Origin of the sequence: Bacillus sp. TH19, from assembly GCF_016651075.1 — a bacterium.
In the GTDB taxonomy this organism is placed as follows: Bacteria; Bacillota; Bacilli; order Bacillales; family Bacillaceae_G; genus Bacillus_A; species Bacillus_A mycoides.
In genome coordinates this window covers 1323912-1348773 of record NZ_JAEKEO010000007.1, presented here as the reverse complement: position 1 = coordinate 1348773, position 24862 = coordinate 1323912, and the positions used below count along the sequence as shown (strand labels likewise).

Genomic DNA, 24862 nt, shown 5'->3' with positions numbered 1-24862 from the left:
TTTCAATTTATTTTACTGATGGATCAAATTTCACACCTACATCTTTTGAACCACCTTCACTTCTTACGAGCTGAATAATTTTATTCGCTTCTTTTTGTGAATGCTTTGCCGATTTAACTGTTACTTTAATGTCTGTTCCATCAGCTCTTACAAGAGCATCCTTATATCCGCCTTGAGATTTAATCACTGTCTCAAGTAATTGTTGCTTCGTTTCCATCGTAGTGATTGCATCAAGATTATCTTTCGCTTTACTCTTTTCTTCTGCTGAAGATTTTGATGACTTCATTACATTTTGTAACTTTTCTTTCTCTACACTACGCTGATCTTCCATTTGCATACGTAGCGCTGTAAAATTCTCATCGCTTGATTGAACTGTTACGCTAGCCTCTTTTTTACTTGTTTCTTTTTTGTCATTCTCTTTCTTGTCTGTTTCTTTATTTGTAGTTTCCTTGCTTGTATTTTCTTTTGTTGTCTCTTTATTTGTAGTTTCTTTCGTTGTTTCTTTTGTAACTGCTTTATCAACACCTTGCTTTTCTTGTCCCATCTTTTCACCCGTTGCCGGTGCTGCTGTATTCATTTTATCAGGAGTTGTTACGTAATAAACAGATAGTACAACCACTAAACTTAACATCGTTAATAGCCAAACCGTTTGTTTTTTTAACACTTTATTTCCTCCCTATCAATTTTTCGGTGATACTGAAACGCGATGAGCTGGTACATCTAATAATCGCGTCACAGCTTCTTTTACCATTGCTTTTATTTGTATATTATCCACTCCCTTTGCTACGACCAGAACACCTCGTACTTTCGGTTTCTCTGTTCGCAAAACAATTGGAGTTTCTTTATCACCTTCACGTATAATGACTGTCTTTTCATCAAGAGACTCGTCTTCTACTTCCCTTTTCCCGCCTGCTTTATCAGTTTCACCTGTCGTTTGTGAACGTTTTACTGTATTTTTCTCGAGTATTTTTTCTTCAGATGAATCTAAGTTCACTTTAATAGTTACATCTTTTACTCCGGCTATCTCTTCTAAAGAAGCTTTCAATTCTTGTTCATACGCTTTTTCGTATTTTTCTACATTTGACATATTATCATTGTTTTTTTGACCGAAAGTTGGTACATCTTTATCTTGGCTTTGACTTGTCTTTTCTTTAAACACAGGCACTTCTTCTTTTTTAGGTGATAAGAAATTACTAGAAAACATAAGTGCAATCCCAAGTATGAGTAGGACAAGCAAAAACTTAGGTGTTACCTTTTTCCCCTTCTCATTACTTTCTTTTCCATCCCCATTTAATAGGTTTCGAAAAAATGAGAACCTCGAATTTTTATCTTTATTGTCCATTTACGCTACCTGTCCTCCCTTCCATCTGAACTTGGATTTGTTTATCCTCTAGTTGCCACCTGCTTGAAAAGAAATCTTTCATTTCTACATTCGTTTCTTCTATTTTTTTTGGAGGTTCTTTCATATTAATTTCAATTGGCTTTACTGTTTCGATTGCATCATTTTTACTACGTTCTTTTTCTTTCAACGTCACAACAACAGATTGAATATCTTTCGCTGACTTTACTTCTTCTGCATGTTCCACTGCGACTATTTGTATTTCAGAGACTGTCATACCATACTTTTTCTCAAACTCTTTTCCTACGTCTTTTTTCATTTTGGTAGCCATCTCTTCTAAACTATATGCACGTGTTAGAGCTTGTATTTCTTTTTTCTTCGAATCTATCGAATTTTTTACAGATCCATCTGCTACGTACTTTTCCTCATTGAAATTTGCGATAACTTCATTTACATCTGTTTGTAACAACTTAAATAGAGGCGTTAAAATTAATACGACTAACAATAGACTTACAACGAATTTAACGTACTTTTGCAAATTTGAATTTGGAAGAATAAGATGAAGCATTGTCGCTAAGAGTAAAAAAACGATAATATTTCTAATCCACTCTGTAACAAATTGCATACTCTTCACCTCCTACCGCATCATGAGAGTAATGTTCCCGGCAGCAATAATAATTGTGATACTTAAAAAGAACATAAATGATACGATAGCTAAGCAAGCAAATACGTAAATGATACTTCGTCCAATGATATCTAAACATTGAATAATTGCTCCTCCGCCTACTGGTTGCAATACTGCTGCTGCGAATTTATAAATAAACGCGATACAAAAAATTTGAATCGCTGGGAAAGCGACAATTAAGCATAAAATAACGAGCCCGATAATTCCGACTGTGTTTTTTAATAATCCAGATGCACTAATAACAGTATCCGCCGCCTCAGTAAACATCCTTCCTACTACAGGAATGAAATTTCCTGTTACAAATTTAGCCGTTTTCACAGCTATACCATCAGCAACGGCTGACGCTGTTCCCTGTACAGATAATACGCCTAAAAAAACCGTCAAAAAGATACCAATAATCCCAACACTAACGTTTTGCAAAAGCTTGGACAATTTCGTAACTTTATATTGATCACTCATCGTGCTTACAATACTTAATATAGTTGCAAGTAATAAAAGTGGTAGAACGATATAGTTCATAAGAAGCCCACTCGTATTCATTAAGAAAATGATGATTGGATGAAAAAATGATACAGAAACAACACCGCCGCCTGTTGCTACGAGTGCAAGTAAAATTGGTAATAACGCTAGTATAAAATCTACCATTGTTTGTATCGTCTCTCTTGCATATGTCATAACGACATAAAAACTATTTAAAGCGAAAATAATAAGTACCATGTATACGACTGCATCAGCGATTTTACTCACGCTACTCTTTGAAAAAGCAGATTGCAACGATTGCAACAATGCACTGAAAATCGTGAGCATAATGAGCGTTCCGAGTAACTTTCCATTTGCAACAAGCTCATGAAATAAATATTTTAGTAGACCTATCATCCACTCTTTTATGGAGAACTCTTTTTCTCCCTTTACAAACTCCATAAAGCTTCCTTTTTGACTCTCTGGTAAATAGCCTCCATACTTTGTAACAAGCCCGTCCCAAAATTGCTTCACATCTTCAATTCCGAGCTTATCCAATTGTTGATCAACGACGTTTGTTTCTATAGGAGAAGCTTGTACAACAATCGGTAAAGAAAAGAAAAGGAAGCAAGCAAATAATAGCTTAGCTCCAAACTTCCTCAACATTCACTCCCCCTTATCCCGTAGGTAAAAAACCGAGAATTGTTTCAATTACAACCGTCAAAATAGGAATTGCCATGACGAGAATTAAGATTTTCCCAGCTAATTCAATTTTCGAAGCGATTGCACCTTGACCAGCATCCTTTGTAATTTGCGCACCAAACTCAGCGATATAAGCAATCCCTATAATTTTCAATAACGTTTCTACATATACGTTGCTAACCTTCGCTTCACTCGCCACTCTCTCAATCATTTGTAAAATAGAATGAATTTGATCGATTAAGAGAAGAAACATCATGCTACCAATGAACACAATAAATAACGATGTAATACTAGACTTATGCTGATTTAAAACAGCAGCTAAAAATGTAGCAACGAGGCCTAATCCGACAATTTGTATAATTTCGATTCGAACCGCCTCCTTTACTGGAAGAGAAAGACACTTTTAATCTTGTCGAATAGAGTATTAATTAAAAATGCAACATGAAACAAAATAACGACAAAACCGACAAGGATAACCCAATTTGCAATATCCTCTCGCTTTAATTCTTTTAGTACAGTATGAATGAAAGCTAAAACAATGCCGATTCCGGCGATTTGAAATATTAATCCAACATCAATGGACATCGCCTTTCTCCCCCCTATAGCAGTAAAATTACGATAAGTAGCCCTGCTAGTACCCCTAAACTCTTTATCATTTTTTCATATTGTAGTTGTAATGCTTTCGCTTCTCCTTCTTCTCTCTCCAAATGTGTAATACATAAGCGAATATGTTTTTGCTGTGATTCACGATCATGTTGTCCAAGTGTTTCACCAAATTGTTGTAAGATTTCATACTCGGTTTGTTTAAACGCCGTTAACGTCCAGTTCTCCTTCAAACTATCAATCCAAGCTTCTCTAACTGTTTGCTCCCCGTCCTCTAGCCGTTTCGAAAAGCTTTGAAATATCCAATTTAACGGCTTCGGCATTTGTTTGACTAAACGCTCTGCAGCCTCAGATAACGGCGTGTGTCCATACATAATTTCAGCTTCTAATGATTGCAATGCTGCCTTCAATAACCTAAGTTGCCGCGGTCTCTCACTGTACCTTTTAGCGTATGAAAATCCGAAAAAAGTGCTAACAGCAACTATTAATACCGCACCAAATATTTTCACCATACGCCTTGAACCTTTCTATGGGATAATACTGGTTTTCCATCTCTATCTTTCACTTGCATAACTGTTCCTGGCCCTCTCGCTTTTGATAATTCCACAAACCTATCAAATACACCAAGTTCCAGCACCGCCTGTAACGATGGACGTTTCACAACATCATCATAAGAAAATCCATGTGCACTTATAAAAAGCTGAACACCTGCATGTACCGCCTCCATAATCGCTTCACTATCTTCTTTACGTCCAATTTCATCTACGATTAATATGTCTGGGCTCATAGAACGAATCATCATCATCATTCCTTCAGCTTTTGGACAAGCGTCTAATACATCTACTCGCACGCCAAAGTCATATTGCGGGATTCCTTTCACACAGCCCGCAATTTCTGATCGTTCATCAACAATCCCCACTTTACATGAAGGAATTTTCGAAGCACTTACACCTTGACTCATACAGCGTGCTACATCTCTTAAAAGTGTTGTTTTCCCCGTTTGCGGTGGGCCAATTACCATCGTGTTTAACCATCGCGATTCATAAAGATATGGCAGAAGCGGCTCAGCAATCCCTATTTTTTGACGGGCAATACGAATATTAAAAGAAGAGACATCTCGAATCATTTTCACTGCGCTTTTTTCTGTAATGACTTTTCCAGCTAGGCCAATTCTATGTCCTCCTCGTAGTGTCACATATCCACGTTTCAATTCCTCTTCCATCGTATAAATTGAGAATTGACTTAATTTATTCAATAAATGGATTGCATCTTCCGCTGTAGCGATATAGTCATAGAAAAACACTTCTCCATGTGCAATACACTCTAGTGGCCTTCCAATTCGAACGCGAATTTCCTCTAGAGTATCGTATTGTTTACAGCCTTCAACTAACTGTCTCATCGCTTTCGGTAAAACTTCTAATACTTCTTTCATAAGCTTCTCCCCACTATACTCGACTTACTATTTCAACAACGCGATAAAAATGCAGCCAATTCCAAGCGCTAGAAAAAAGAGTTTCAAGAAAGAAATCTCACTTGCTACACTCGCTATGCCAATTGTCATTGTTAAAATTAATACGGTCGGTCCAACAAACGCCAACATACCATTTATAAACAATGCTTTCTTCGCATCATTCACGTAAAGCATAAGCAGAGCGGCGAATATTTCCGCGCTTCCTGAAAACAACCGAAGTAATCCCATAACAAGCACGGATGTTTCCATTGCCGCTAGCCACTGTTTCATTCTCCCACCTTCTCCCATAACAGTTACTACTTCCTTATTCTGAAAAAGAATATATTTGTACAACCATATGCAGAGGTTGTCTATTTCAGAAGTAAAAACATAATTTTTCTCTATCGACTTAACCTAAAACTGAATATTCTAATTAATTTATGGTATATTTAATAGAAAAGGAGCATAGATGATGAAGCAAGTTACTTTATTACCGCTCGATTTACGATATGCAAATGTGATTTTTGAGCTATCAAGCAATCCACATGTAAAAAATGCATTAGGGCTAAAAGTAGAATCAGTGGAAGATACAAAAACATTCATTCTTTTTGCAATTGAAGAGGAACGAAAAAAGCACTCCTTATCAAGAGTGATTGTAAATGAAGAAAATGAAATAATTGGCCTCACCACACTTAAACATATTAATTATGAGAAAAAGCAATCTCACATTGGCAGTTGGATCGGCTATCCATACTGGGGAAAAGGATATAACGAGGCCGCTAAAAAAGAAATCTTTAAAGTTGCTTTCTTAGACTTACAACTCACATACGTATTCGCTGGTGCCAAAACGACTAACATTCGCTCTTTAAAGGCGCAAGAGAAACTACCTTATATTTCATTGCATGTGGAAAACAAGTTTCCAGGCGAACATGCTGCACTTGAGAAAGAAGTAAAGTCACCTTGCTCACTACATGTCGTATCACGCAAGAATTTTTCAAATTGGCTGGACGTACAAAATGAGGGGGGAAAATATGAAAGCATTAAAAATTAGTTTAACAATTGTAGTAGAATTAGCTATTATTTATCTTTTTTCAAAAATGGTCGGCTGGTCATTTTTGGAGAGCTTTTTCCTTGGCAGTCTAGCAATATTTGCAATTACGTGGTTAATTATTATGAGTAACTTTAGAAATAACAATATGGATCATGTAACGAATAAAACTTTTACCGGTATTGAAACTGGTGAAATACGCCCGTTTCAAATTGTTTTGACTCCATATATTATGGGTACCCTTTCACTCGTCACAGTTAGTTTTGTTATAACTGCAATTTACTATCTGCCCTATTTCCTATAAAAAAAGCACTCGTGATAATCACGAGTGCTTTTCTACTATGCACGAGAAACGTATTTACCTTCACCAGTGTTGATGATAAGCATTTCGCCTTCATTAATGAAGATTGGTACTTGTACAACAAGACCAGTTTCTAATTTAGCTGGTTTTGTTACGTTAGAAGCTGTGTCACCTTTAATACCAGGTTCTGTTTCTGACACTGTTAATTCAACTGTGTTCGGAAGCTCAACACCAAGTACTTCATCTTGGTATGTCATAATAGATACTCCCATGTTTTCTTTTAAGAATTTTAATTCGCGCTCGATTTGGTTTTCGCCAAGTTCGATTTGCTCATAAGTTTCGTTATCCATAAATACGTGAGACTCACCGCTCGCGTATAAGTATTGCATACGACGGTTTTCGATGTGTGCTTTTTCTACTTTTTCACCTGCACGGAATGTTTTCTCTTGAACAGATCCTGTGCGAAGGTTACGTAGTTTAGAGCGAACGAATGCAGCACCTTTACCTGGCTTTACGTGTTGGAAATCCATTACTTGCCAAAGGGCATTGTCCACTGAAATTGTTAAACCTGTACGAAAATCGTTTACTGAAATCATGTAAAAAAATCCTCCTGTGTATTACAAAATAATAAGTTCTTTTGGTGATTTCGTTATTACTTCATTGCCTTCACTTGTTACAATGATATCATCTTCAATACGTACCCCGCCAACACCTGGAATATAAATACCTGGTTCTACTGTTACAGCCATACCTGGTTCAAGTACTGTATCAGAACGGAACGCTAAACCTGGTGCTTCATGGATTTCAAGACCGATTCCATGACCAGTAGAGTGTCCGAAGTATTCACCATATCCTTTTTCCGTTATGTAATCACGCGTTAATGCATCAGCCTCACGACCCGTTAAACCAGCTTTAATACCGTTCACACCACGTAGTTGTGCTTCTAAAACGATATTATAAATTTCTTTTAATTTATCAGATGGTTCACCGACTGCAATCGTACGAGTAATATCAGAGCAATATCCTTTGTAATAAGCGCCGAAGTCTAATGTAACGAAATCTCCTTTTTCTATCACTTTTTCAGATGCCACGCCGTGCGGTAATGCCGAACGAAGACCTGAAGCAACGATAATATCAAACGAAGAAGATGTTGCTCCTTGTTTTCTCATGAAAAATTCAAGTTCATTTGACACTTCAATTTCAGATACTCCCGGGCGAATGAATGATAGAATATGCTCAAAGGCAGCATCTGCAATCTGTGCAGCTTCCTTTAATATCTTAATCTCTGAATCAGTCTTTATCAAGCGTAACTTTTCTACAAGCCCAGAAGTTGGGATGAATTCAGCTTCGATCGCTTCATTATGCGTTACGTAAGAGCTATATGTAAGAGTATCTTGCTCAAATCCTAGCTTTTGAATTCCAAGTTCTTTAACTTGTTTCGCAACTTCATCAAGAATTAATCCTGGATGCTGCACTATTTCGTATCCAACCGCTTGCTTACTAGCTTGCTCTACATAACGGAAATCTGTAATAAATAGAGCACGCTCTTTTGAAATTAGTACAACACCAGCTGTTCCTGTGAAATTCGCCATATATCTACGGCTATGTTCATTCGTTAATACGATACCGTCAATACCAGCCTCATCAAACGCACTTCTTAATCTCTCGATCTTTTCCATTACTTTATGCCTCCCTCAATTTCTCCATTAATGCAAATAACGCTAACTTATAGCCATAAAAACCAAATCCAACAATTTGTCCCGCACAAACAGCCGCCGTCACAGATTCGTGACGGAACGATTCACGCTGGTGAATGTTAGAAATATGTACTTCAATAACAGGAATCGAAATGCTCGCAATTGCATCTCGAATCGCATAGCTATAATGCGTAAATGCTCCAGGATTTAAAATGATCCCTTCATATATATCTTCAGCCTCATGAAGACGATCGATAATAGCACCTTCATGATTCGATTGGAAACATTCTAACTCCACTCCCATTTTCTCTGCTTCGTGTTTCATATCTGTTTCAAGCGTCGCTAACGTTCCTTTTCCGTATACATTTACTTCCCTAACGCCAAGGCGATTTAGGTTAGGACCATTTACGAGGAGTAACTTTTTCATTTTCTTAAAACTCCTTAATATTAAAAAATGTCTATACGACATTTTAACATATGAATCACTTATTTGAATAGTTTGTCTTCTCGACCCCTTCTCCTCTATTTGTATTATTCGATTCGAATGCTACAGAATACGAAATAAAAACACCATATAATATAAAGATACATATTGTCGTTACAATTGTTTCTTTCGGTAAATGGAGTGCACTTTTAATAACAGGTGCCATTAGCCCCATCCCCAAAAATAATAATGCCCACCAAAACAAACCGTATAGTACGCCAGGGAATACTCCTTCAAACTTTTTAAAAAGGGCTTTATAGAGAAATGCCACTAAAATTGAAAGAAGTCCCATACAAACGATACCTAGTACATTTCCCCAAACCCCTTCTTTCCAATCTCCAAATGCAAACGGTAAAAGTAAATAGTTAGGTCCAGCTTCTGTAAATGAGAATATATGAAGGAAATACCATATACCTCCCCAAAATAAGCCACCAAATAAACCAATTTGTACAAAGTTTCTTATTGTTGATTGTTCTTGATTCACATTGACACCTCCGCTCACTAGTATGCCCGAAACTATTTTGAGGCATGTTTAAATCCTGCAAAATTTGTCTATAAAAAGAATAAGAAATGTCCGACTCTCGTAACATTTTCCCTTGTCATCTGCCTGTATTTGTCGATAAAATAAAGGAAACTCGGTGATTGTCTTATTTCAAGATGACAAAACCAAGTATGACAATTGCCTCTTTTTCTACATAAGAGAGAAACAAATACAGGTTGGTGTTAACATGGCAGAAGAGTCAAAACAAATATATGGCGGGCAGGCAGTCATAGAAGGAGTTATGTTTGGCGGTAGAGAATATACTGTTACAGCGGTTCGTCGTAAAGATAAATCGATTGAATTTTATCGTTTACCACGCGTTCGTAATAAAGCATTATCTCTACTAAAGAAAATTCCATTTTTACGAGGTATTGCCGCTATTGTGGATGCAAGTGCGAATGGAGCGAAACATTTAAACTTTGCTTCAGAACGATTTGATGTCCACCCAGAAGAAGATGAACAACTTGCAAATAAAAAAGAAGAACAATCAAAATTAACGATGGTATTAGGAGTTGCAGCAGTTGGCGTTTTATCGTTCATATTTGGTAAAGTAATTTTCACAGCAGTTCCTGCACTTTTAGCTGAATTAACGAGACCGATTTTCCCATCTCATACAGGGCAAATCATTGTCGAAAGTGTCATTAAGCTCATGCTATTATTGAGCTATATATACTTCATTTCTTTAACCCCACTTATTAAGCGGGTATTTCAGTACCACGGTGCGGAACATAAAGTAATCAATGCTTATGAGAATAATCTTCCACTGACTGTAGAAAATGTTCAAAAGCAAACTCGCCTCCATTATCGCTGTGGGAGTAGCTTTATTATATTTACAGTCATTATTGGAATGTTTGTCTATTTCCTCGTCCCTACAGATCCGCTTTGGGCAAGGGTAGTAAACCGAATTTTATTAATTCCAGTTGTTCTCGGTATTTCTTTTGAAGTATTACAATTTACCAATCGATTACGAGATGTCCCTGTTTTACGAGTACTTGGATATCCAGGATTATGGCTGCAACTATTAACAACGAAAGAACCAACAGATGATCAAGCGGAAGTTGCAATCGCATCGTTTGAAGAATTATTACGTTTAGAAAACAAACAATAATTATTTAAAAATGGTGTTCAACTCCTTTCCTCATCGTTAATATACTAATTTTAATATATGTTTTTAGGAGGTGTCCCTTATGAACGGTCGTTCGTTTACATTCGCTATATTTGTGCTTATTATCGGATTGGCAATATTCGGCCTTGTTTCATCTGTTATTACAAATCCAATGGAAGTATTGAAAAACATTGGTATCATGTTAGCTGTCGTCGGTATCTTTTACTTACTCTACAAAATGTTTACAAACTCTAGTGGTTCTGCAAATTCGCAAAGCTCATATAAGCGTGCAGCGAAACAATCGAACCGCAAACACGGGAAACAAAATGTAGCACCCCTAAGCAATTCTTTCTTGAAACGAAATGCTTCTGATGACAAGGGGAAAAAGGGTAATTCTCCATCGTTGAAAAGAAAAAGAAAACAATCTCATTTAACTGTCATTGAAGGTAAAAAAAACAAAAAGAAAGACCGTGCTTCCTTTTAGGAAATACGGTCTTTTTTTATCCCGGTTGGTGCGGGGCTAATAATCAGTGGAAGATGCGAAAAACCCTACTGATTAAAGTTTCACTTTATATGTTGAAGCACTTCTTTCAAACTTTTCTCTTTCATACTTTCGATACGAAGGTGATGGTTTTCAAATTGCAAATTTCTTGTCACATCATTAGGTACGACGACACACTTTAATCCTGCTGCCACCGCTGCTTTCAATCCATTTAATGAATCTTCAAATACAACAGCTTCTGATGGTTCAATTCCTAATTCTTCTATCGTAACTTTATAAAGAGCTGGATCTGGTTTTACCTTCTCTACATCTTCTCGCGTTTTAATCACTTCAAAATAATCTCTAATTTGTAGCTCTTCTAAAAAACGAACGACCCACTCCCTAGATGAACTAGAGGCCAATGCGATTTTCAATCCAAGTTCTTTCGCTTCTTCTAAATATTCTTTTACCCCGTCACGCGCTTTTGGTATTTTCATTTTCTCTTTATGTAAAGTTGTTACTTTTCCCTTTAATGCATGCTCGTTAAATTTTTCTTTTAATTGCTCTTTTAAATATGCATAAAGCACTTCATCTGTCGTTCCAATACATTTTGCAAATTCCTCTAAAGGTAACTCACCGCCGTATTCACGAACAGCATCTCTGAAAGAGTGAAACCATATTGTTTCTGTGTCCACAATTAATCCATCAAAATCAAAAATAATTGCTTTCATTATTCTCCCGTCCTTTTCGATTGAAATAAAAAAGGAAACGCCACACGTTCCCCTTAATTACTTTTCTCTTCATTTGCTTTTTGAACACCACGAAGTGTTTTTACTCGAACTTCATCTTGTTCAAAGTATTGTACTAAATCACCGATACGGTCAATTGATTCCCAACTTAAATGATGTTCAATTCCTTCTACATCATTATAAATTTTGCTTTCATCCACACCGATAATGCGCATAAACTGTTCTAACAATTCATGACGATATACGAGACGTTCTCCGATTTTTTTACCTTTTGATGTTAATACAAGCCCTCTATATTTTTCATAAATTAGATATTCGTCTTTGTCTAATTTTTGTACCATTTTTGTTACAGAGGATGGATGTACACTAAGCGCTTCAGCAATATCAGATACACGGGCATAACCCTTTTCATCAATCAACAAATAAATTTGTTCAATATAATCTTCCATACTAGGGGTAGGCATCGGTTTCCTCCATCCAATTTCATTTTGCTTATTCCGTACGAAGCAATCAATAAAATGATACACCAGAAAGAATAACGTGACAAGGTGGAAACGAGCCTAAATATATAAAACAAAAAAAGAATCCAGATTCCCCTTATGTAAAATATTGAATTTCTGCATCGGGAAAATACTCATATATATAACCTCGTATTGTTTCTTCTAATACTTCCACATCATCCTTTTGATATACATATTTCCCAATACCGTATCGTCCCCATTTATATTTCCGCTTCTCTTCATCCATTTCAAGTTTCGTATTCGGATAACGTTCTTGAATGACTTTTTTGGCTGGTTTCGTAAAACGATGTTGAATTAATTCGAACGTTAAATTTGGTATCGTCATGTCTTTTAACGCATTGTACAATCGTTCAAACAATTCACGGTACCCTTCTTCCCACCCTTCATGCATATAGATTGGCGCAACAATAAAGCCAAGAGGATAATTAGCCCCCGCTACTTTACGAGCAGCCTCAATTCGCTCTTCAAATGGCGATGTCCCTGGTTCAAAATTTTTAATAACATAACGTGAATTAATACTAAATCGAAAACGCGTTTTCCCATTATGCTTTGCATCTAATAAATGATCAACATGCGAATATTTCGTAACGAAGCGTAAACGTCCATGTTCACTTTCTCCGATAAACTCTATCGCCCGCTTTAATGCATGTGTCAAATGATCAATTCCAACGATGTCTGATGTACACGCCGCTTCAAATCTTGTTATTTCAGGGGCCCTTTCATCCATATATTGCTTTGCCTTCTCAAAGATTTCATCTAGATTCACATACACCCTTACGTAAGGTTTACTCCCAAGTGTCGTTTGCAAATAACAATAATGACAATGTCCCATACACCCTGTTGCAAGCGGAATTGCATATTCAGCTGAAGGTTTTGATGTATCGAACTTTAACGTCTTCCTCACCCCAACGACAAGTGTTGCTTTTGCATTACGATACTTTTGCAATTCATTTTCCCCTGGAAAATTTCTAATTTGATTGTGTGATGTCGTTTCACGGATTTCTAATCCCATCTTCGTAAACTTCTCATAAAGCTCTTTTCCAAGCGGATATTCGAGTGCCCTCGGTTCAAAGTAAACGAGTTTTGGCATAAATGGTTTCATGTGCTTCCCTCCTCTCATTAGTATGGGAAGCACATGAAAATTAACACAGATTAAAGTTTTCCACTTCAGTAACTTGCGTTGCAAGTTACTGACTGTTATAATTCGGATAACAGCTACCTTGCAAGGCAAGTTACCTGGATAAAAGGTGGTGAAATCATGCACAGCCAAATGTTAAAAGGTGTACTAGAAGGTTGCATTCTATATATCATTTCACAAGAAGAAGTGTACGGATATGAACTAAGTACAAAATTAAATAAACACGGCTTTACATTCGTAAGTGAAGGAAGCATCTATCCTTTATTGTTACGCATGCAAAAAGAGAAACTTATTGAAGGTACATTAAAGGCTTCCTCTCTGGGACCGAAGCGAAAATATTATCACGTAACTGATAAGGGATTAGAACAACTTGAAGAATTTAAAAAAAGTTGGGGAATGGTTTCAACGACGGTAAACAACTTATTACAAGGGGAGTGATAGGGATGAAAGCGAAAGACATGGTTGAATTGAACAATAAAAAACGCGAACTTCTAACACCTGAAAACGAAGCTGCTTACGGTGATATGCTAGTATATCTCCGATTATCTAACGTACCCGAACAAAAATTAGAAGAACTTTTATTAGAAATATTAGATCATCTCATCGAAGCACAAGCAGAAAATAAAAATGCTTATGATATTTTCGGAAATGATTTACGATCTTACTGCGATGAACTTATATCAGCTTTACCAACCCAAACAAAGCTAGAACAAACTTCTTTAATCGGTTTTGTTATTAGCTTACTTCTTGCTATACAGTTTGGAATAGATGCACTTGTTTCGACTTTCATTTTAATCTTCGGGAAGAATATCGAACAATTAAGCCCAGCTTTTAGCATCCCTGGAACCACTTTGTTCGTTTCACTTATTATACTAGGTATACTTTTCATTTTATATTTATTAAAGCGCTATTCCTTTAATCAAAAGATGAATTGGAAAAGAAGGATTCTATTTGGATTCGCATTTGCTACTCCATTTTGTTCAGCTGTATTTTTAAATGTCTATTTTAAAAAACAACCTTATCTCATTTATCATCTAACCTTTTGGCAAAACGCCTTAATCGCTATCCTATTTTTTATTTTATATAAATTACTATACAAAAAATCAAATTTTTAACAGCCCTTCAAACGGCTGTTTTTCTTCTGTATAATTTTACAAATTGAAAAATTTCATAAAGAAAATAAGAAAAATGCAAAATAATTAAAGTTAATTGTTGACGTGATGCTTTTATTATCGGTATCATAAATCTTCGTGAGCAATTATTTTTCGTTATACGATTTTTTTATTATTACTGAATTTTTGAGAGGAGAAATTTGATGTCAGTTAAGAAGAAAACGCAAGTACGCACCGGCAAAATGGTACGTGAACTAATGTTAGCAGACGAAGATGTAAATGCTTCGCTAATTATGGTATACAGTGAAAACGGTGTAAACGCAGAAATTAAAATCGAGGGCTTAACGCCGAAATGTAACGAAGAATTATTTTTGAGCGGAAACGTGGATTGGAACAAGAGTGTTATTTATAAAATTGTTGATTTCACTGGGAACGCTGAGGTTGGTAAAGTTACATTAACAGCGATGAACAAAAATAATGTTTCTCTAGAAGTTGAACGCGTTATGTGGAGCAAAGAAAATAAAGAAGCTGCTGAGCAAGAAGAAACAGTTGTAGAAGCTACTCCGAAAAAAGAAGTAGTTGTAGAAGCTCCAAAAGCAGTTACACCTGCTCCAAAGCCTATTACGCGAGTAGAAACACCTGCTGCATCTAAACCTACTCCGGTACCAACGCCGAAGTCAGTAAGTGTTGAAGCAGCTATAGAACTATCTACTCCAGCACCTGTGAAAAAAGCAGTACCTACTCCAGTTACAAAGCAAGAGACAGCACCGGTTACTCCTATAAAACCGAAGCAACCTGCTTTGACTGAAACAAATACAAAACTACAAGAAAATTATGTTAAACTTGTGAAAAAGACAATTGAAGTTTGTCAAGATTACGAGCTTGGCATCGACATAGATGATTCTATTGAAGGATTAAAAAAAGAGCTACAAAGCCAAGGTATTAGCGTTACATTCGACAAAGAAATTATGGACGTTGTAAATCGCCTTCGTTCTTTACAAGATAAAGGAATCAAAGTAGAAAAAGTACTTAATTTACTATAAAAATAAGGAGATGGCGGTCGCCATCTCCTTATTTTTTATAATTCCATTCATTACTTTCATACTTCTCTTTTGCTAAAGTTTGAACTTCATGAAGCTGTTCTTCTGTTAGTTCATACGGCACAAGCTCTATATCTAAACCTTTTTCAAATCCAGTTTCAAACCCTTTAATTAACTGTTCAATCGTAAATGTGCGGTCTGTTAATTCATTAATCGCTACCGCTTTAGAAGAAAACATGTTTTTCATACGCTCTTTTACTCGCTCATTTGGGAATAAAAATAGGTCGTATAACTCATCTAAATCTATTTCTAACGGAATAGAACCGTGTTGTAAGATAACACCTTTTTGACGTGTTTGGGCACTACCCGCGATTTTTCTTCCTTCAACTACAATCTCATACCAAGATGGCGCATCAAAACATACTCCTGAACGCGGATTTTTTAAATTCTCACGATCCGCTTCTGTTTTCGGAACTGCATAATACGCTTCTAATCCTAATGCCTTAAAACCGTCCAATAAGCCTTGCGAAATAATTCGGTATGCTTCTGTAACTGTTTTTGGCATATTCGGATGATCTTCAGACACAATAACACTGTACGTTAATTCTTTGTCATGTAGTACACCCCTGCCGCCTGTTTGACGACGAACGAATCCATATTTTTTTTCGTTAACTACATCCATATTTATATCTTTTTCAACACGCTGGAAATACCCGACTGTTAATGTTGGTACTTCCCATTCGTAAAAACGAATTGTTGGTGGCATTTTCTTTTCACTTTGCCAATTTAATAAACATTCATCTAACGCCATATTAAATGCTGGTGAACATTGACCAGAGTTAATATAACACCATTTTTCTTTTCCCATCCTGCACCTCATATAACCAATTATTTTTCACATTCTCTAGTCTACCAAATTCGACAAAATTTGTGAAAGAATACGAAATTTCTTCTTATATACAAATGAATCTGTTGCATAAATACATATGGGCATTATAATATTGAAAGTAGGATAAGAAAAAAGGGAGCGATAGAATCGTGTCAACAAACTTGATTATTATACTAGCCGCAATTGCAGCATTCATCGGCTACACTGTATGGATGTATTTCTATCAGAAAAAATTAATTAAAACACTTTCAGAAGATGAATTTCGCGCTGGCTACCGTAAAGCACAGCTTATCGATATTCGCGAAGCGGATGAATTTAACGCGGGACATATTTTAGGTGCGCGTAACATTCCATTATCACAAATTCGCCTTCGCCACAAAGAACTTCGCCAAGATCAACCGGTTTATTTATATTGCCAAAGCGGATTCCGTACAGGTCGTGCAGCTCAATACTTAAAAAAACAAGGCTACACAGATTTCTACCAATTAAAAGGTGGATTTAAATCTTGGTCAGGAAAAATTAAAAAGAAATAATATACAAAAAACTAGCTGCACGATACAGCTAGTTTTTTCATTCCATATTGTTCGCAATGTACAGCAGATTTTGTTTAATCACATCTTCAGCTTTCTCATTTACATTACGATATAATAGCTGATATTCAATCCCCTTCTCTTTCCATATAAGCGTAGCAAATTCGTCCCCTCGCTCGTAATCATCCTTATTTTTAAAATAAGCAGGTGCTCCATTATTCAATTTCATTTGTTCTTGAAATCGATTCTCTTCTACGAGGTATGGAAAACTGTAAGAAAAGTTGGCCACTGTTAATTCTATATAATCGTGCCTTCCTTTCTCTTGTTGCTTATATTTAATCGTTAAGACAGCATTCTTCTTTCCCATCGTTCTTACCTCTCCCTGCACATCACTCGTAATGTCATAAGGTAAAAACGTTGGAACTTTAAACTTTGCCGGAAAATATTTTGGAAGTTCCTTTAGCGGAATCGGATCAGTAACACGGTCCTTAGCCCCTCCTGTTGTTCCTACAAATGTTTTTTCTTCTTGCATCGTTTGCTGAAATGAACATGAGCTAAGTATTACACTAGAAAACACGAAACAAATGATTCCTTTTTTCAATTTGTTTCCGCCCTTTCATACCGCTCTCTTAACGAGTGAAGCGTTTATACTCTCTACTATTCGCTTCGTTATCAAACGCCTCCTCCGAAAACTTTCCACGTTATTCTCACACATTCTGACAAAAATTCTTTGCAGACATACAAAAAAGACCCCACTATTCTTACGCCCAAATAAAAAGGTTACGCGAACAACAGAAGTCATGCTTATAACATAGATTGTGAAAAGCTTTTCAGGTCAAGATTTTTTTCATTCTTATTATTTTCCCCTTATAATTAAGGAAAGAGGTGATACATATGGCCAATATAAAACAAATTGCAAAAACTGCTGGTGTATCTATATCAACTGTTTCTCGTGTTCTTAATAATCATCCTTACGTAAAAGAAGAAAAGCGTAAGCGTGTTTTAGATGCAGTTGAAGAATTGAACTATGCAAAAAATATAAATGCTATCCATTTAATAAAGGGTAAAACATATACAATTGGCGTTATGCTACCTTTTATTAATCTTCCGTACTTTAGCACGATCATTGAAGGAATCGGAAACGAAGCGTTAGCAGCTGGATATCATATTAATTTATGCCAAACGAATTACGATAGTATTGAAGAAATTCGCGTTCTTGAAATGATGAAAATGAAGCAATTTGACGGGATGATTATTTGCTCTCGCACGAGTTCATGGGAACAAATTGAACCGTTCGCAAAATTTGCCCCTATTATTTCATGTGAAAAAATGAAACATCCCCTCATTTCATCTGTCTATGTAGATCATTACGAAGGATTCCGCCTTGGTACTTCCTATTTACTCAGTAAAGGTCATGAAAAAATCGGCATTTGTTTAGCAAGAAAAACAAGTGCTAATTCAATCGATCGTGAAAAAGCTTTCGCCGATACTCTTCGTCAAGAAGGAAAAACAGTGCACCCTGATTGGGTTTTTCATCAATGTTATACGATGCAGGACGGGGCAAAAATACTTCATCGTATTTTAAACATGAAAAATCGTCCAACCGCTATTTTCACAGCGAACGATCAAGTAGCTGCTGGTTTATTAACAGAGGCAAAAAAACATGGCATTCGCATACCTGAAGACCTCGCTATCCTGGGATTTGATAACCATGAAATTTCAAAAGCATTAGAAATTACAACTATTGAGCATCCCGGGCTCACAATGGGATCACGTGCTTTTTCTTTATTTCATAAACAGATACAAAACGAACACATTATTGGAAACTCAGAAGAACTTTCATTCCATTTAATTGAGCGAAAAACAGTCTAGAAAAGAGTGCCAACCATAGCACTCTTTTTTCAGTTCTTCACCTATTGACTTTATATTTTTTATCTCATATAATGAACCTAACGAACGGTAGGTAGGGGATGAAAATGACAGCAAACCGCATTAAAGCTGTAGCACTTTCTCATTTCGCGCGCTACGGCTACGAAGGAACTTCATTAGCAAATATTGCTCAAGAAGTTGGGATTAAAAAACCATCGATTTACGCACACTTTAAAGGAAAAGAAGAGCTATATTTTACATGCTTAGAATCCGCTCTTCAAAAAGATTTACAAAGCTTCACTGACGATATCGAAAATTTTTCAAAATCGTCTACTGAAGAATTGCTAGTAAATCTGTTAAAAGGTTATGCAAAACGATTTGGTGAAAGTGAAGAATCAATGTTTTGGTTACGAACTTCTTATTTTCCGCCGGATGCATTTCGCGAACAAATTATTGATAAAGCGAATGTACACATTGAAAATGTCGGAAAACTTTTATTCCCTGTGTTTAAAAGAGCAAGCGAACAAGATGAACTGCATAACATTGAAGTAAAAGATGCTTTGGAGGCTTTTTTATGCTTACTTGACGGCCTTATGGTTGAACTACTATACGCAGGTTTAAATCGTTTTGAGACACGTTTAGAAGCTTCTTGGAAAGTATTTTGGCGCGGCCTTTCAAACTGACGGATTGCTCCTTTGCAATGCGTCGTTTTTAAGCCCTTTACCTAACGACTGGTAGGAAGGAGAAATGACATATGGCATGGATTTATGTAATCATAGCTGGTATTATTGAAATCTTTTGGGTTATTGGACTTAAAAAAGCGGAGGCACCACTTGAGTGGGCTGGTGTTGCTCTATTAATTACAATTAGTTTCGTCTTATTATTTAGAGCATATAAAGATTTACCTGTCGGCACTGTATACGCAGTCTTTACAGGAATTGGAGCTGGTGGAATCGTTCTTACAGAGATTTTCATCTTCGGAGAACCTTTCTCTATCGTAAAAGTATTATTAATCGGTTTAATCTTCTTCGGAGTAATTGGTTTAAAACGAGTAACAGAAGAAAAAGAAGCGAAGGAGGCCGCATAAAATGGCTTGGGTATTTTTAATTCTAGCTGGTATTTGTGAAATTGTTGGTGTACTCTTTATGAAAGTAGCCACTGAAAAGAAAGGCTGGGCACCAAAAGTTATTTTAATCGCTAACTTTGGCGTAAGCTTCTTCTTCTTATCTCTTGCAATGAACACATTACCGATGGGAACTGCTTACGCAATTTGGACTGGAATCGGAACTGCCGGAAGTGCACTTCTCGGTATTCTTATTTTCCGCGAGTCAGCGGATTGGCGTCGCCTTGCCTTCTTAAGCTGCATTCTATGCGGCGCTGTTGGCTTAAAATTATTAGGCTAACGTGAGGTGAATGTCATGTGGAAAGAAAAAGGAAAACAAATCTTAACATGGATCACACTCGGGATTATCATTCTATTACAAATAAGTTTTCATATAATAGAATGGCTGTTTCATAAAGTATTATCCATTCTTACATTCCTTCCTAACATGGCACTTGAAATTGCATCTATCGCTTGGTCAATTATTGCCTCCATTACAATCGTGATTATATGGAGTATCGCCAAGCTATGGAACAAGTTATTTAAAAAGGACAGTTCTTCTGAAAAGAAGTAACTGTCCTTTTTTATGTCTATTTAGATTTTCTATAGAAATTTGATGCGATAAGACAAAGCAAACCAACTATGACAACACTCATACCAATCCCTTTATGCAAAATAGGAAATAGCGGTGGTATATCCGAATAAAAATTTGCTAATGTGAGACCTATTGAAAATAAAAGTACTCCTATTCTATATAACCATTTTCTTTTGTTCATCATTCTCCCTCCTAAAATTTTTCATATCCTTCTTTCTTTTGGACATACTACCTAAAAAAGGAGTGGGTTATATGCAAAATTCTATACATAAGCAGATCCTATTTTTATTTTTCCTCTTTCTCATTTTCGTTATCGTTTTCAGCTTTATATTACATACTCCGAAAGATGTGCCTAATAGCCTTTCTGTTTATAAACTTTTGCTCTCGTATTGCCGTTATTGAAGAAGGTGCCTTTTATGAGGCACCTTTTAAAATTCTCTCTTCTCATACAATTTCACTGAAACGAAGATAGATACTATGAACATGCAAATTGAACTAACGAATAACACGCTGTTGTATAGTTGAATTTGTTCCAGGTTGATTTGAAACAAAGTTTCTAAAATAACAATTGGCGCCATGAATATTACTATCGTAATAAAAATAGTTTTTTTATACCCTAGCCAAAACGATATCGGTAAAACAAAGCTTAAATACACTAAAATAAAGCTAATACTAGCAACCATTGTCGTTTCAATAAACTCAAATAGGTTAACCCCATTCTTCATTCCCATCGTGAAACAACCGACCGTTACGCTTATAAAAAGAATAATAATTGCTACTATATATTTCGCAAATACAATTTGTTTTCTCAATATTGGTAAACTATTTACTATAACTTCACTCTCATTTTTACTATCTGCTTCAAATGTTTTTACTGTTGCCCCAATTGTAATAATTACTGACATAATTATGAATAGATTTTCCGTATCTGTTAAAGCCATATAAAAGAGAATAGGATAGAGTATGTACCAAATTAAAAATTTCCATTGAATGATGAAATCTTTTAAAATTAATTGCTTGATCATGTATTACACCTCCTAATATGAAAATGCTCCTTCTATAACTCTGCTTCCTGAAACATTTTCATTGAGAGAAACATTGATATAACTATACTTACTAACACTCCGATGCCAAGCATACCCATTGCTAGTGTAGCATCTTCAGATTGAAGTACTTTTGACATAATTATTTTATCACCAAAAACATTGCACATAAGGCCAATCATACCCGTTAAAGGCAAAACCATAATAACATTCAAAACAGAAGTAGCTTTATATCCTCCAACGTAATTAGCAGGTATCGTTACAACACAATAGATCAAAATAGCTACTATTGCCGAAAATATTGCATATCCAGGAATAGCTATGTCTCTGTTCAATAAAATATTTCCTAATATTACGACTATAAAAGTTGTACTCAAACCAGCCATAATAAATAATGAGCTTGAAATATATTTAGCTATAACTATCTCTTTTCTCGTTATAGGCAAACTCACTAATACTTTTTCTGCTTTACTTTTCTCGTCATAATAAAAAGAAATATATATAATCGTACTACATGTTATAAATAATCCTATTGCAATCCCCATTGGTTGGACGGGATTCCTAAAAACAGAGAAAATAGGTATTAAAAAATATAAAGGAAACATCTTCTTATGTAAGAAAAACTCCTTCAAAATCAACTGTTGCATATGAATTCTCCTCTCTACAAATCACGTGCTCCATAAATTTTAATTGTAAGAAACATAGAAGCGATATACATACTAACTAATGTAATGAATCCAATTATAAATACACCAATATGCATTGGATTCATAATCCACTCAATGAATGAAGGTGCTGTTTCATTCAGCCCATCACTAATAAATATCCAAAGGATTCCTCCCACTCCTATTGATGCTGCTGATACTATACTTCTTACTACCTTCGATTTTGTACCATAATAACTAGGGAAAAACGTGACAACCAAAAATACGGCGTAAACAACTCCATTTATTACTTCATACCATGGAATTTCAATGTATAGATTAGGATGATATGCACCGATATCACCAATGACCACAATACCTCTTATAAGAAAAACAACTAGCATAGTAGAGATCATGCCACCTACAATGAATATTGCACTGGAAATATATCTAGCAATAATGATATCCTTTCGACTTACCGGTAAACTATTTATAATAATGTCACTTTTATTCCTTTCATCCATAAAGATTAACGTCATAACGGAGGAAAGAGTTATAAATAGACAACTCATCGGAACTAACAATTCACCACTTGGATCTAACATAAATAACACAAGGGGCACAATAAGATTCACTAACCAAGTTACCCGAAAAAAGAACAAATCTTTATATATGAGCTGACGCATAAGCACCTCTCCCTTTCGCGGTGTAAACGATAATATCATCTAATGTAGGCTTTTCTAGTACAACTTCATTTCCAAACCAATCGACAATTGCTTGTTTATCCTTCGCTAAACCTTCGAAACCAAACTTATTTTTTCGTAATCCAACAAATAGCTCTTTTCCTTCTCGGTCTAATAAATCATTACTTCCCTTTACGATTACGTAGTTCTCCATTAGTTCATCTTTCTCACCAGTAAATATAATTTCTCCATCGTTGATGAACGTAATATAATCCGCGATGCGCTCTAAGTCTGTTGTAATGTGCGTTGAGAATAATACAGATACTTCATCTTCCATTACAATCTCTTGCAGCATATCAAGTAATTCACTTCGAACAACTGGGTCTAATCCTGCTGTTGGTTCATCCATAATAATGAATTCCGCATGGTGTGAAAGTGCGATTGCAATCGCAAATTTCATTTTCATCCCTTTGGATAACTCTTTAATCTTTTTATACGTTGGAACTTGTAATCTCTGCATATACGATTGATACTGCTTTTCGTCCCACTTTTTATATAACGGTGCAATAATCCGTTTCATTTGCTCACACGTTAAATCTTCGTAATAATGATTTTCATCATATACAAAACCGATATTTTGTTTTATTTCCTTTTCGGCTTTCTTATTGTCCTTACCAAAAATTTTTATATCACCGCTCTCTTTTCTAATTAAATTCATAATCATTTTGATTGTCGTACTTTTCCCGGCTCCATTTGGTCCAACAAATCCCATAATATATCCTCGTGGTAATGTAAAACTTACATTTTTCACTGCAAAATCTTGATAACTTTTACAAACGTTTTTTAGCTCTAACATCCCTTATTCCCCCTCATATAAACACGCAATCATCTGCTGTAAATCTTCAAGTGAAAGCTGCAACACTTTACTTTCATTCACAATCTCTTCTACTTTACTTTCCAATAGACGTAGCCGCTGCTCTTTTAATAGTTCATTATTTTTACGTGAAACATAAGTCCCCTTCCCAGCAACAGTTTCTATATATCCTTCTTTTTCAAGCTCCTCGTATGCACGCTTCGTTGTAATTACACTAATTTGTAATTCCTTCGCTAAGCTACGAATAGACGGTAATTGGTCTCCACCCTTTAAACCACCATTTAAAATAAGCTGGCTTAATTGTTTTCTTATTTGCACATAAATAGGGTCTTGGGAAGAATTCGAAATAATAATATTCATGTTTTCCTCCAGTTTGTGTATATACTGTATATACTTTATATACACAGTATATACACAATATCCTATTTTTGGCAAGAAAAAAAGACCAATATTTTCCTGTTGGTCTTTCGTATATGTATCACTTTTCAAAGCGATCTAACATTTCGTCTCTCATTCCGAAACTAACAACCGCAATTCCTACATACATAAAAAGAAGGAATGCTGGATGAACTGTATTGTACCAGCTGCTATCAACAATTAAATAAATCGTTAACGCCACAACAAGAACAAACGCTAAAATAAACATATAAAAGTGTCGTGTATTACCCATGATAAACTCCTCTCTTCTCTCTTCACCATTCAACAGTATATTGTATCGAATAATTCGATATGACTCAAGGTTAACTTTCTGTTATGTAATCAAGTTCTACCTTTACAATGTCCTCACACGCTATTGAAATGATTGTTCCTTGTTTATCAATCGCTGTCACTTCTCTATTATCCATTACACGGTGTGCTACTCTTTCTAACACTTTCCCTTGGTCACGGTAACAAAATTCTTTTACATCTTTAATTGTTTCTCCATTTTCTAAATGGTATACCATTCTATAACATCGATATCCCACGCTTCCACCCCCGTCTTGCTCGTTTTTTCACATATACATAAAAATGAGTAATTTCTACCTCATCACATCTTCTTAATTTCAATAAAATTCTAACAAAAATAAATACTTTTATCAAACCGACTTTTTCAACAAAATCACCTATAAAACCGCATCTTTACAGCAATATGAAACAAAAAATATAAATTTTCAACATTTTTTCATTCTAGCCACACC

39 protein-coding genes are annotated in these 24862 nt (G+C 35.7%); 13 read left to right on the top strand and 26 right to left on the bottom strand.

Translation table 11 applies throughout. From position 1 onward, the window contains the following. Window positions 1-7 precede the first annotated feature (7 nt). From JFU54_RS10800 to JFU54_RS10760, 9 genes are read right to left on the bottom strand one after another with little or no spacing between them, the layout of a single operon-like run. Window positions 8-664, bottom strand: a complete 657-nt coding sequence (locus JFU54_RS10800) for a SpoIIIAH-like family protein (protein ID WP_002015062.1) — start codon at window positions 662-664, stop codon at window positions 8-10. A 15-nt stretch (window positions 665-679) separates the two neighbouring features. Next, the gene (gene spoIIIAG / locus JFU54_RS10795) at window positions 680-1342 is read right to left on the bottom strand and encodes a stage III sporulation protein AG (protein ID WP_002088572.1); all 663 of its coding nucleotides are present in this window, start codon (window positions 1340-1342) and stop codon (window positions 680-682) included. Next, complete coding sequence (gene spoIIIAF / locus JFU54_RS10790; protein ID WP_002015059.1) at window positions 1332-1964, bottom strand: stage III sporulation protein AF; 633 nt, start codon at window positions 1962-1964, stop codon at window positions 1332-1334. The genes spoIIIAG and spoIIIAF overlap by 11 nt, the downstream gene beginning before the upstream one ends. Window positions 1965-1976: 12 nt before the next feature. Further along, entirely contained in the window at window positions 1977-3149 is a 1173-nt protein-coding gene (gene spoIIIAE, locus JFU54_RS10785) for a stage III sporulation protein AE (RefSeq protein WP_002067101.1), read from the bottom strand. Window positions 3150-3159: 10 nt separating this feature from the next. Further along, window positions 3160-3543 (bottom strand): stage III sporulation protein AD, encoded by a 384-nt coding sequence (gene spoIIIAD, locus JFU54_RS10780; protein WP_078172833.1) that lies wholly within the window; start codon window positions 3541-3543, stop codon window positions 3160-3162. A 23-nt stretch (window positions 3544-3566) separates the two neighbouring features. Further along, a complete protein-coding gene (gene spoIIIAC / locus JFU54_RS10775; RefSeq protein ID WP_000020914.1) occupies window positions 3567-3770 on the bottom strand; it encodes a stage III sporulation protein AC in 204 nt (67 codons plus the stop codon). Between the two features lie 14 nt (window positions 3771-3784). Further along, a complete protein-coding gene (gene spoIIIAB, locus JFU54_RS10770; RefSeq protein WP_002088574.1) occupies window positions 3785-4300 on the bottom strand; it encodes a stage III sporulation protein SpoIIIAB in 516 nt (171 codons plus the stop codon). Next, window positions 4294-5220 carry a stage III sporulation protein AA gene (gene spoIIIAA / locus JFU54_RS10765; RefSeq protein WP_002143102.1) on the bottom strand — a complete coding sequence of 309 codons (927 nt, stop codon included), beginning with the start codon at window positions 5218-5220 and terminating at the stop codon, window positions 4294-4296. The genes spoIIIAB and spoIIIAA overlap by 7 nt, the downstream gene beginning before the upstream one ends. 27 nt (window positions 5221-5247) lie before the next feature. Then, window positions 5248-5529, bottom strand: coding sequence for a YqhV family protein (locus JFU54_RS10760; protein WP_000816054.1), 282 nt, complete (start codon window positions 5527-5529; stop codon window positions 5248-5250). Window positions 5530-5710: 181 nt separating this feature from the next. Here JFU54_RS10760 and JFU54_RS10755 point away from each other — a divergent pair, with 181 nt between their 5' ends. Both JFU54_RS10755 and JFU54_RS10750 read left to right on the top strand, forming a co-directional pair. After that, window positions 5711-6289, top strand: a complete 579-nt coding sequence (locus JFU54_RS10755; protein WP_176280945.1) for a GNAT family N-acetyltransferase — start codon at window positions 5711-5713, stop codon at window positions 6287-6289. Further along, on the top strand, window positions 6270-6590 hold the full coding sequence (locus JFU54_RS10750) for a hypothetical protein (protein ID WP_016100630.1): 321 nt from the start codon (window positions 6270-6272) through the stop codon (window positions 6588-6590). Before JFU54_RS10755 ends, JFU54_RS10750 begins: the two co-directional genes overlap by 20 nt. A gap of 35 nt (window positions 6591-6625) precedes the next feature. Here JFU54_RS10750 and efp read toward each other — a convergent pair whose 3' ends face one another. Genes efp through JFU54_RS10730 form a run of 4 tightly spaced genes read right to left on the bottom strand, consistent with a single transcriptional unit; the run spans window position 6626 to window position 9252 of the window. Next, complete coding sequence (efp, locus tag JFU54_RS10745; RefSeq protein WP_002033989.1) at window positions 6626-7183, bottom strand: elongation factor P; 558 nt, start codon at window positions 7181-7183, stop codon at window positions 6626-6628. Window positions 7184-7204: 21 nt separating this feature from the next. Beyond that, window positions 7205-8266 carry a Xaa-Pro dipeptidase gene (gene pepQ, locus JFU54_RS10740; RefSeq protein WP_002033991.1) on the bottom strand — a complete coding sequence of 354 codons (1062 nt, stop codon included), beginning with the start codon at window positions 8264-8266 and terminating at the stop codon, window positions 7205-7207. A gap of 4 nt (window positions 8267-8270) precedes the next feature. Beyond that, window positions 8271-8711 carry a type II 3-dehydroquinate dehydratase gene (gene aroQ / locus JFU54_RS10735; RefSeq protein WP_002015049.1) on the bottom strand — a complete coding sequence of 147 codons (441 nt, stop codon included), beginning with the start codon at window positions 8709-8711 and terminating at the stop codon, window positions 8271-8273. A 55-nt stretch (window positions 8712-8766) separates the two neighbouring features. Continuing rightward, window positions 8767-9252 (bottom strand): YqhR family membrane protein, encoded by a 486-nt coding sequence (locus JFU54_RS10730; RefSeq protein ID WP_002015048.1) that lies wholly within the window; start codon window positions 9250-9252, stop codon window positions 8767-8769. Between the two features lie 244 nt (window positions 9253-9496). Here JFU54_RS10730 and JFU54_RS10725 point away from each other — a divergent pair, with 244 nt between their 5' ends. Together JFU54_RS10725 and JFU54_RS10720 are read left to right on the top strand one after the other, a co-directional pair. Then, window positions 9497-10417, top strand: coding sequence for a DUF1385 domain-containing protein (locus JFU54_RS10725; protein WP_002015047.1), 921 nt, complete (start codon window positions 9497-9499; stop codon window positions 10415-10417). A gap of 79 nt (window positions 10418-10496) precedes the next feature. Continuing rightward, a complete protein-coding gene (locus JFU54_RS10720; protein ID WP_002015046.1) occupies window positions 10497-10898 on the top strand; it encodes an SA1362 family protein in 402 nt (133 codons plus the stop codon). An 80-nt stretch (window positions 10899-10978) separates the two neighbouring features. On the opposite strand, the gene JFU54_RS10715 is transcribed toward JFU54_RS10720, so the two are convergent. From JFU54_RS10715 to splB, 3 genes are all read right to left on the bottom strand, one after another. Beyond that, window positions 10979-11626, bottom strand: a complete 648-nt coding sequence (locus tag JFU54_RS10715) for an HAD family hydrolase (RefSeq protein ID WP_002111771.1) — start codon at window positions 11624-11626, stop codon at window positions 10979-10981. A 53-nt stretch (window positions 11627-11679) separates the two neighbouring features. Further along, the gene (gene mntR / locus JFU54_RS10710; RefSeq protein ID WP_002143106.1) at window positions 11680-12108 is read right to left on the bottom strand and encodes a transcriptional regulator MntR; all 429 of its coding nucleotides are present in this window, start codon (window positions 12106-12108) and stop codon (window positions 11680-11682) included. 133 nt (window positions 12109-12241) lie between these two features. Continuing rightward, window positions 12242-13267, bottom strand: a complete 1026-nt coding sequence (gene splB / locus JFU54_RS10705) for a spore photoproduct lyase (protein WP_002015042.1) — start codon at window positions 13265-13267, stop codon at window positions 12242-12244. A 156-nt stretch (window positions 13268-13423) separates the two neighbouring features. On the opposite strand from splB, the gene JFU54_RS10700 reads away from it, so the two are divergent. From JFU54_RS10700 to JFU54_RS10690, 3 genes are all read left to right on the top strand, one after another. Further along, a complete protein-coding gene (locus JFU54_RS10700; protein WP_000556081.1) occupies window positions 13424-13741 on the top strand; it encodes a PadR family transcriptional regulator in 318 nt (105 codons plus the stop codon). A 5-nt stretch (window positions 13742-13746) separates the two neighbouring features. After that, window positions 13747-14418 carry a DUF1129 family protein gene (locus JFU54_RS10695; RefSeq protein ID WP_002015041.1) on the top strand — a complete coding sequence of 224 codons (672 nt, stop codon included), beginning with the start codon at window positions 13747-13749 and terminating at the stop codon, window positions 14416-14418. A gap of 200 nt (window positions 14419-14618) precedes the next feature. Beyond that, window positions 14619-15458: a hypothetical protein gene (locus tag JFU54_RS10690; RefSeq protein WP_061689629.1), complete on the top strand. Its 840-nt coding sequence runs from the start codon at window positions 14619-14621 to the stop codon at window positions 15456-15458. Between the two features lie 28 nt (window positions 15459-15486). Here JFU54_RS10690 and JFU54_RS10685 read toward each other — a convergent pair whose 3' ends face one another. Beyond that, window positions 15487-16323 carry a lipoate--protein ligase family protein gene (locus tag JFU54_RS10685; RefSeq protein WP_201064373.1) on the bottom strand — a complete coding sequence of 279 codons (837 nt, stop codon included), beginning with the start codon at window positions 16321-16323 and terminating at the stop codon, window positions 15487-15489. Between the two features lie 170 nt (window positions 16324-16493). Between JFU54_RS10685 and JFU54_RS10680 the strand changes: the two genes are divergently transcribed. Beyond that, on the top strand, window positions 16494-16877 hold the full coding sequence (locus JFU54_RS10680) for a rhodanese-like domain-containing protein (protein ID WP_002015038.1): 384 nt from the start codon (window positions 16494-16496) through the stop codon (window positions 16875-16877). 37 nt (window positions 16878-16914) lie between these two features. On the opposite strand, the gene JFU54_RS10675 is transcribed toward JFU54_RS10680, so the two are convergent. After that, window positions 16915-17451, bottom strand: a complete 537-nt coding sequence (locus tag JFU54_RS10675; RefSeq protein ID WP_201065576.1) for a DNA polymerase III subunit delta — start codon at window positions 17449-17451, stop codon at window positions 16915-16917. A gap of 317 nt (window positions 17452-17768) precedes the next feature. Between JFU54_RS10675 and JFU54_RS10670 the strand changes: the two genes are divergently transcribed. The 5 genes from JFU54_RS10670 to JFU54_RS10650 all read left to right on the top strand — a co-directional run bounded on the left by JFU54_RS10670 (window position 17769) and on the right by JFU54_RS10650 (window position 20419). Further along, the gene (locus JFU54_RS10670) at window positions 17769-18746 is read left to right on the top strand and encodes a LacI family DNA-binding transcriptional regulator (RefSeq protein ID WP_002129066.1); all 978 of its coding nucleotides are present in this window, start codon (window positions 17769-17771) and stop codon (window positions 18744-18746) included. A gap of 98 nt (window positions 18747-18844) precedes the next feature. Further along, window positions 18845-19426, top strand: a complete 582-nt coding sequence (locus JFU54_RS10665; protein ID WP_002034003.1) for a TetR/AcrR family transcriptional regulator — start codon at window positions 18845-18847, stop codon at window positions 19424-19426. A 71-nt stretch (window positions 19427-19497) separates the two neighbouring features. Next, window positions 19498-19830 (top strand): DMT family transporter, encoded by a 333-nt coding sequence (locus tag JFU54_RS10660; protein ID WP_000312339.1) that lies wholly within the window; start codon window positions 19498-19500, stop codon window positions 19828-19830. 1 nt (window position 19831) lies between these two features. Continuing rightward, window positions 19832-20146, top strand: a complete 315-nt coding sequence (locus JFU54_RS10655) for a DMT family transporter (protein WP_002015033.1) — start codon at window positions 19832-19834, stop codon at window positions 20144-20146. 15 nt (window positions 20147-20161) lie between these two features. After that, on the top strand, window positions 20162-20419 hold the full coding sequence (locus JFU54_RS10650; protein ID WP_002129069.1) for a DUF3975 family protein: 258 nt from the start codon (window positions 20162-20164) through the stop codon (window positions 20417-20419). 16 nt (window positions 20420-20435) lie between these two features. On the opposite strand, the gene JFU54_RS10645 is transcribed toward JFU54_RS10650, so the two are convergent. From JFU54_RS10645 to JFU54_RS10610, 8 genes are all read right to left on the bottom strand, one after another. After that, window positions 20436-20621: a hypothetical protein gene (locus tag JFU54_RS10645; protein WP_050000311.1), complete on the bottom strand. Its 186-nt coding sequence runs from the start codon at window positions 20619-20621 to the stop codon at window positions 20436-20438. 247 nt (window positions 20622-20868) lie between these two features. Then, entirely contained in the window at window positions 20869-21465 is a 597-nt protein-coding gene (locus tag JFU54_RS10640; RefSeq protein ID WP_060749616.1) for an ABC-2 transporter permease, read from the bottom strand. A gap of 32 nt (window positions 21466-21497) precedes the next feature. After that, window positions 21498-22130: an ABC-2 transporter permease gene (locus tag JFU54_RS10635; protein ID WP_201064372.1), complete on the bottom strand. Its 633-nt coding sequence runs from the start codon at window positions 22128-22130 to the stop codon at window positions 21498-21500. A gap of 14 nt (window positions 22131-22144) precedes the next feature. Beyond that, window positions 22145-22813, bottom strand: a complete 669-nt coding sequence (locus JFU54_RS10630) for an ABC-2 transporter permease (protein ID WP_002088601.1) — start codon at window positions 22811-22813, stop codon at window positions 22145-22147. Further along, window positions 22794-23666 (bottom strand): ABC transporter ATP-binding protein, encoded by an 873-nt coding sequence (locus JFU54_RS10625; RefSeq protein WP_201064371.1) that lies wholly within the window; start codon window positions 23664-23666, stop codon window positions 22794-22796. Before JFU54_RS10625 ends, JFU54_RS10630 begins: the two co-directional genes overlap by 20 nt. Window positions 23667-23669: 3 nt before the next feature. After that, window positions 23670-24044, bottom strand: coding sequence for a GntR family transcriptional regulator (locus JFU54_RS10620; RefSeq protein WP_088040145.1), 375 nt, complete (start codon window positions 24042-24044; stop codon window positions 23670-23672). A gap of 118 nt (window positions 24045-24162) precedes the next feature. After that, window positions 24163-24354 carry a hypothetical protein gene (locus tag JFU54_RS10615; protein WP_002088608.1) on the bottom strand — a complete coding sequence of 64 codons (192 nt, stop codon included), beginning with the start codon at window positions 24352-24354 and terminating at the stop codon, window positions 24163-24165. Between the two features lie 70 nt (window positions 24355-24424). Continuing rightward, window positions 24425-24628 carry a DUF3929 family protein gene (locus tag JFU54_RS10610; protein ID WP_000262495.1) on the bottom strand — a complete coding sequence of 68 codons (204 nt, stop codon included), beginning with the start codon at window positions 24626-24628 and terminating at the stop codon, window positions 24425-24427. Window positions 24629-24862 lie beyond the last annotated feature (234 nt).

Excerpts from the sequence above, each read along its gene's own strand:
- JFU54_RS10635 (WP_201064372.1), bottom strand. The coding sequence starts at position 22,130 with ATGCAACAGTTGATTTTGAAGGAGTTTTTCTTACATAAGAAGATGTTT.
- JFU54_RS10755 (WP_176280945.1), top strand. The coding sequence starts at position 5,711 with ATGAAGCAAGTTACTTTATTACCGCTCGATTTACGATATGCAAATGTG.
- JFU54_RS10620 (WP_088040145.1), bottom strand. The coding sequence starts at position 24,044 with ATGAATATTATTATTTCGAATTCTTCCCAAGACCCTATTTATGTGCAA.
- spoIIIAC (WP_000020914.1), bottom strand. The coding sequence starts at position 3,770 with ATGTCCATTGATGTTGGATTAATATTTCAAATCGCCGGAATCGGCATT.
- JFU54_RS10625 (WP_201064371.1), bottom strand. The coding sequence starts at position 23,666 with ATGTTAGAGCTAAAAAACGTTTGTAAAAGTTATCAAGATTTTGCAGTG.
- JFU54_RS10670 (WP_002129066.1), top strand. The coding sequence starts at position 17,769 with ATGGCCAATATAAAACAAATTGCAAAAACTGCTGGTGTATCTATATCA.
- JFU54_RS10700 (WP_000556081.1), top strand. The coding sequence starts at position 13,424 with ATGCACAGCCAAATGTTAAAAGGTGTACTAGAAGGTTGCATTCTATAT.
- JFU54_RS10640 (WP_060749616.1), bottom strand. The coding sequence starts at position 21,465 with ATGATCAAGCAATTAATTTTAAAAGATTTCATCATTCAATGGAAATTT.
- JFU54_RS10695 (WP_002015041.1), top strand. The coding sequence starts at position 13,747 with ATGAAAGCGAAAGACATGGTTGAATTGAACAATAAAAAACGCGAACTT.
- JFU54_RS10725 (WP_002015047.1), top strand. The coding sequence starts at position 9,497 with ATGGCAGAAGAGTCAAAACAAATATATGGCGGGCAGGCAGTCATAGAA.
- JFU54_RS10650 (WP_002129069.1), top strand. The coding sequence starts at position 20,162 with ATGTGGAAAGAAAAAGGAAAACAAATCTTAACATGGATCACACTCGGG.
- JFU54_RS10685 (WP_201064373.1), bottom strand. The coding sequence starts at position 16,323 with ATGGGAAAAGAAAAATGGTGTTATATTAACTCTGGTCAATGTTCACCA.
- spoIIIAG (WP_002088572.1), bottom strand. The coding sequence starts at position 1,342 with ATGGACAATAAAGATAAAAATTCGAGGTTCTCATTTTTTCGAAACCTA.
- JFU54_RS10645 (WP_050000311.1), bottom strand. The coding sequence starts at position 20,621 with ATGAACAAAAGAAAATGGTTATATAGAATAGGAGTACTTTTATTTTCA.
- spoIIIAE (WP_002067101.1), bottom strand. The coding sequence starts at position 3,149 with ATGTTGAGGAAGTTTGGAGCTAAGCTATTATTTGCTTGCTTCCTTTTC.
- splB (WP_002015042.1), bottom strand. The coding sequence starts at position 13,267 with ATGAAACCATTTATGCCAAAACTCGTTTACTTTGAACCGAGGGCACTC.
- JFU54_RS10750 (WP_016100630.1), top strand. The coding sequence starts at position 6,270 with ATGAAAGCATTAAAAATTAGTTTAACAATTGTAGTAGAATTAGCTATT.
- pepQ (WP_002033991.1), bottom strand. The coding sequence starts at position 8,266 with ATGGAAAAGATCGAGAGATTAAGAAGTGCGTTTGATGAGGCTGGTATT.
- JFU54_RS10665 (WP_002034003.1), top strand. The coding sequence starts at position 18,845 with ATGAAAATGACAGCAAACCGCATTAAAGCTGTAGCACTTTCTCATTTC.
- JFU54_RS10615 (WP_002088608.1), bottom strand. The coding sequence starts at position 24,354 with ATGGGTAATACACGACACTTTTATATGTTTATTTTAGCGTTTGTTCTT.
- JFU54_RS10610 (WP_000262495.1), bottom strand. The coding sequence starts at position 24,628 with ATGGTATACCATTTAGAAAATGGAGAAACAATTAAAGATGTAAAAGAA.
- JFU54_RS10660 (WP_000312339.1), top strand. The coding sequence starts at position 19,498 with ATGGCATGGATTTATGTAATCATAGCTGGTATTATTGAAATCTTTTGG.
- mntR (WP_002143106.1), bottom strand. The coding sequence starts at position 12,108 with ATGCCTACCCCTAGTATGGAAGATTATATTGAACAAATTTATTTGTTG.
- JFU54_RS10655 (WP_002015033.1), top strand. The coding sequence starts at position 19,832 with ATGGCTTGGGTATTTTTAATTCTAGCTGGTATTTGTGAAATTGTTGGT.
- JFU54_RS10720 (WP_002015046.1), top strand. The coding sequence starts at position 10,497 with ATGAACGGTCGTTCGTTTACATTCGCTATATTTGTGCTTATTATCGGA.
- spoIIIAF (WP_002015059.1), bottom strand. The coding sequence starts at position 1,964 with ATGCAATTTGTTACAGAGTGGATTAGAAATATTATCGTTTTTTTACTC.
- JFU54_RS10760 (WP_000816054.1), bottom strand. The coding sequence starts at position 5,529 with ATGAAACAGTGGCTAGCGGCAATGGAAACATCCGTGCTTGTTATGGGA.
- spoIIIAA (WP_002143102.1), bottom strand. The coding sequence starts at position 5,220 with ATGAAAGAAGTATTAGAAGTTTTACCGAAAGCGATGAGACAGTTAGTT.
- JFU54_RS10690 (WP_061689629.1), top strand. The coding sequence starts at position 14,619 with ATGTCAGTTAAGAAGAAAACGCAAGTACGCACCGGCAAAATGGTACGT.
- JFU54_RS10715 (WP_002111771.1), bottom strand. The coding sequence starts at position 11,626 with ATGAAAGCAATTATTTTTGATTTTGATGGATTAATTGTGGACACAGAA.
- spoIIIAB (WP_002088574.1), bottom strand. The coding sequence starts at position 4,300 with ATGGTGAAAATATTTGGTGCGGTATTAATAGTTGCTGTTAGCACTTTT.
- efp (WP_002033989.1), bottom strand. The coding sequence starts at position 7,183 with ATGATTTCAGTAAACGATTTTCGTACAGGTTTAACAATTTCAGTGGAC.
- JFU54_RS10630 (WP_002088601.1), bottom strand. The coding sequence starts at position 22,813 with ATGCGTCAGCTCATATATAAAGATTTGTTCTTTTTTCGGGTAACTTGG.
- aroQ (WP_002015049.1), bottom strand. The coding sequence starts at position 8,711 with ATGAAAAAGTTACTCCTCGTAAATGGTCCTAACCTAAATCGCCTTGGC.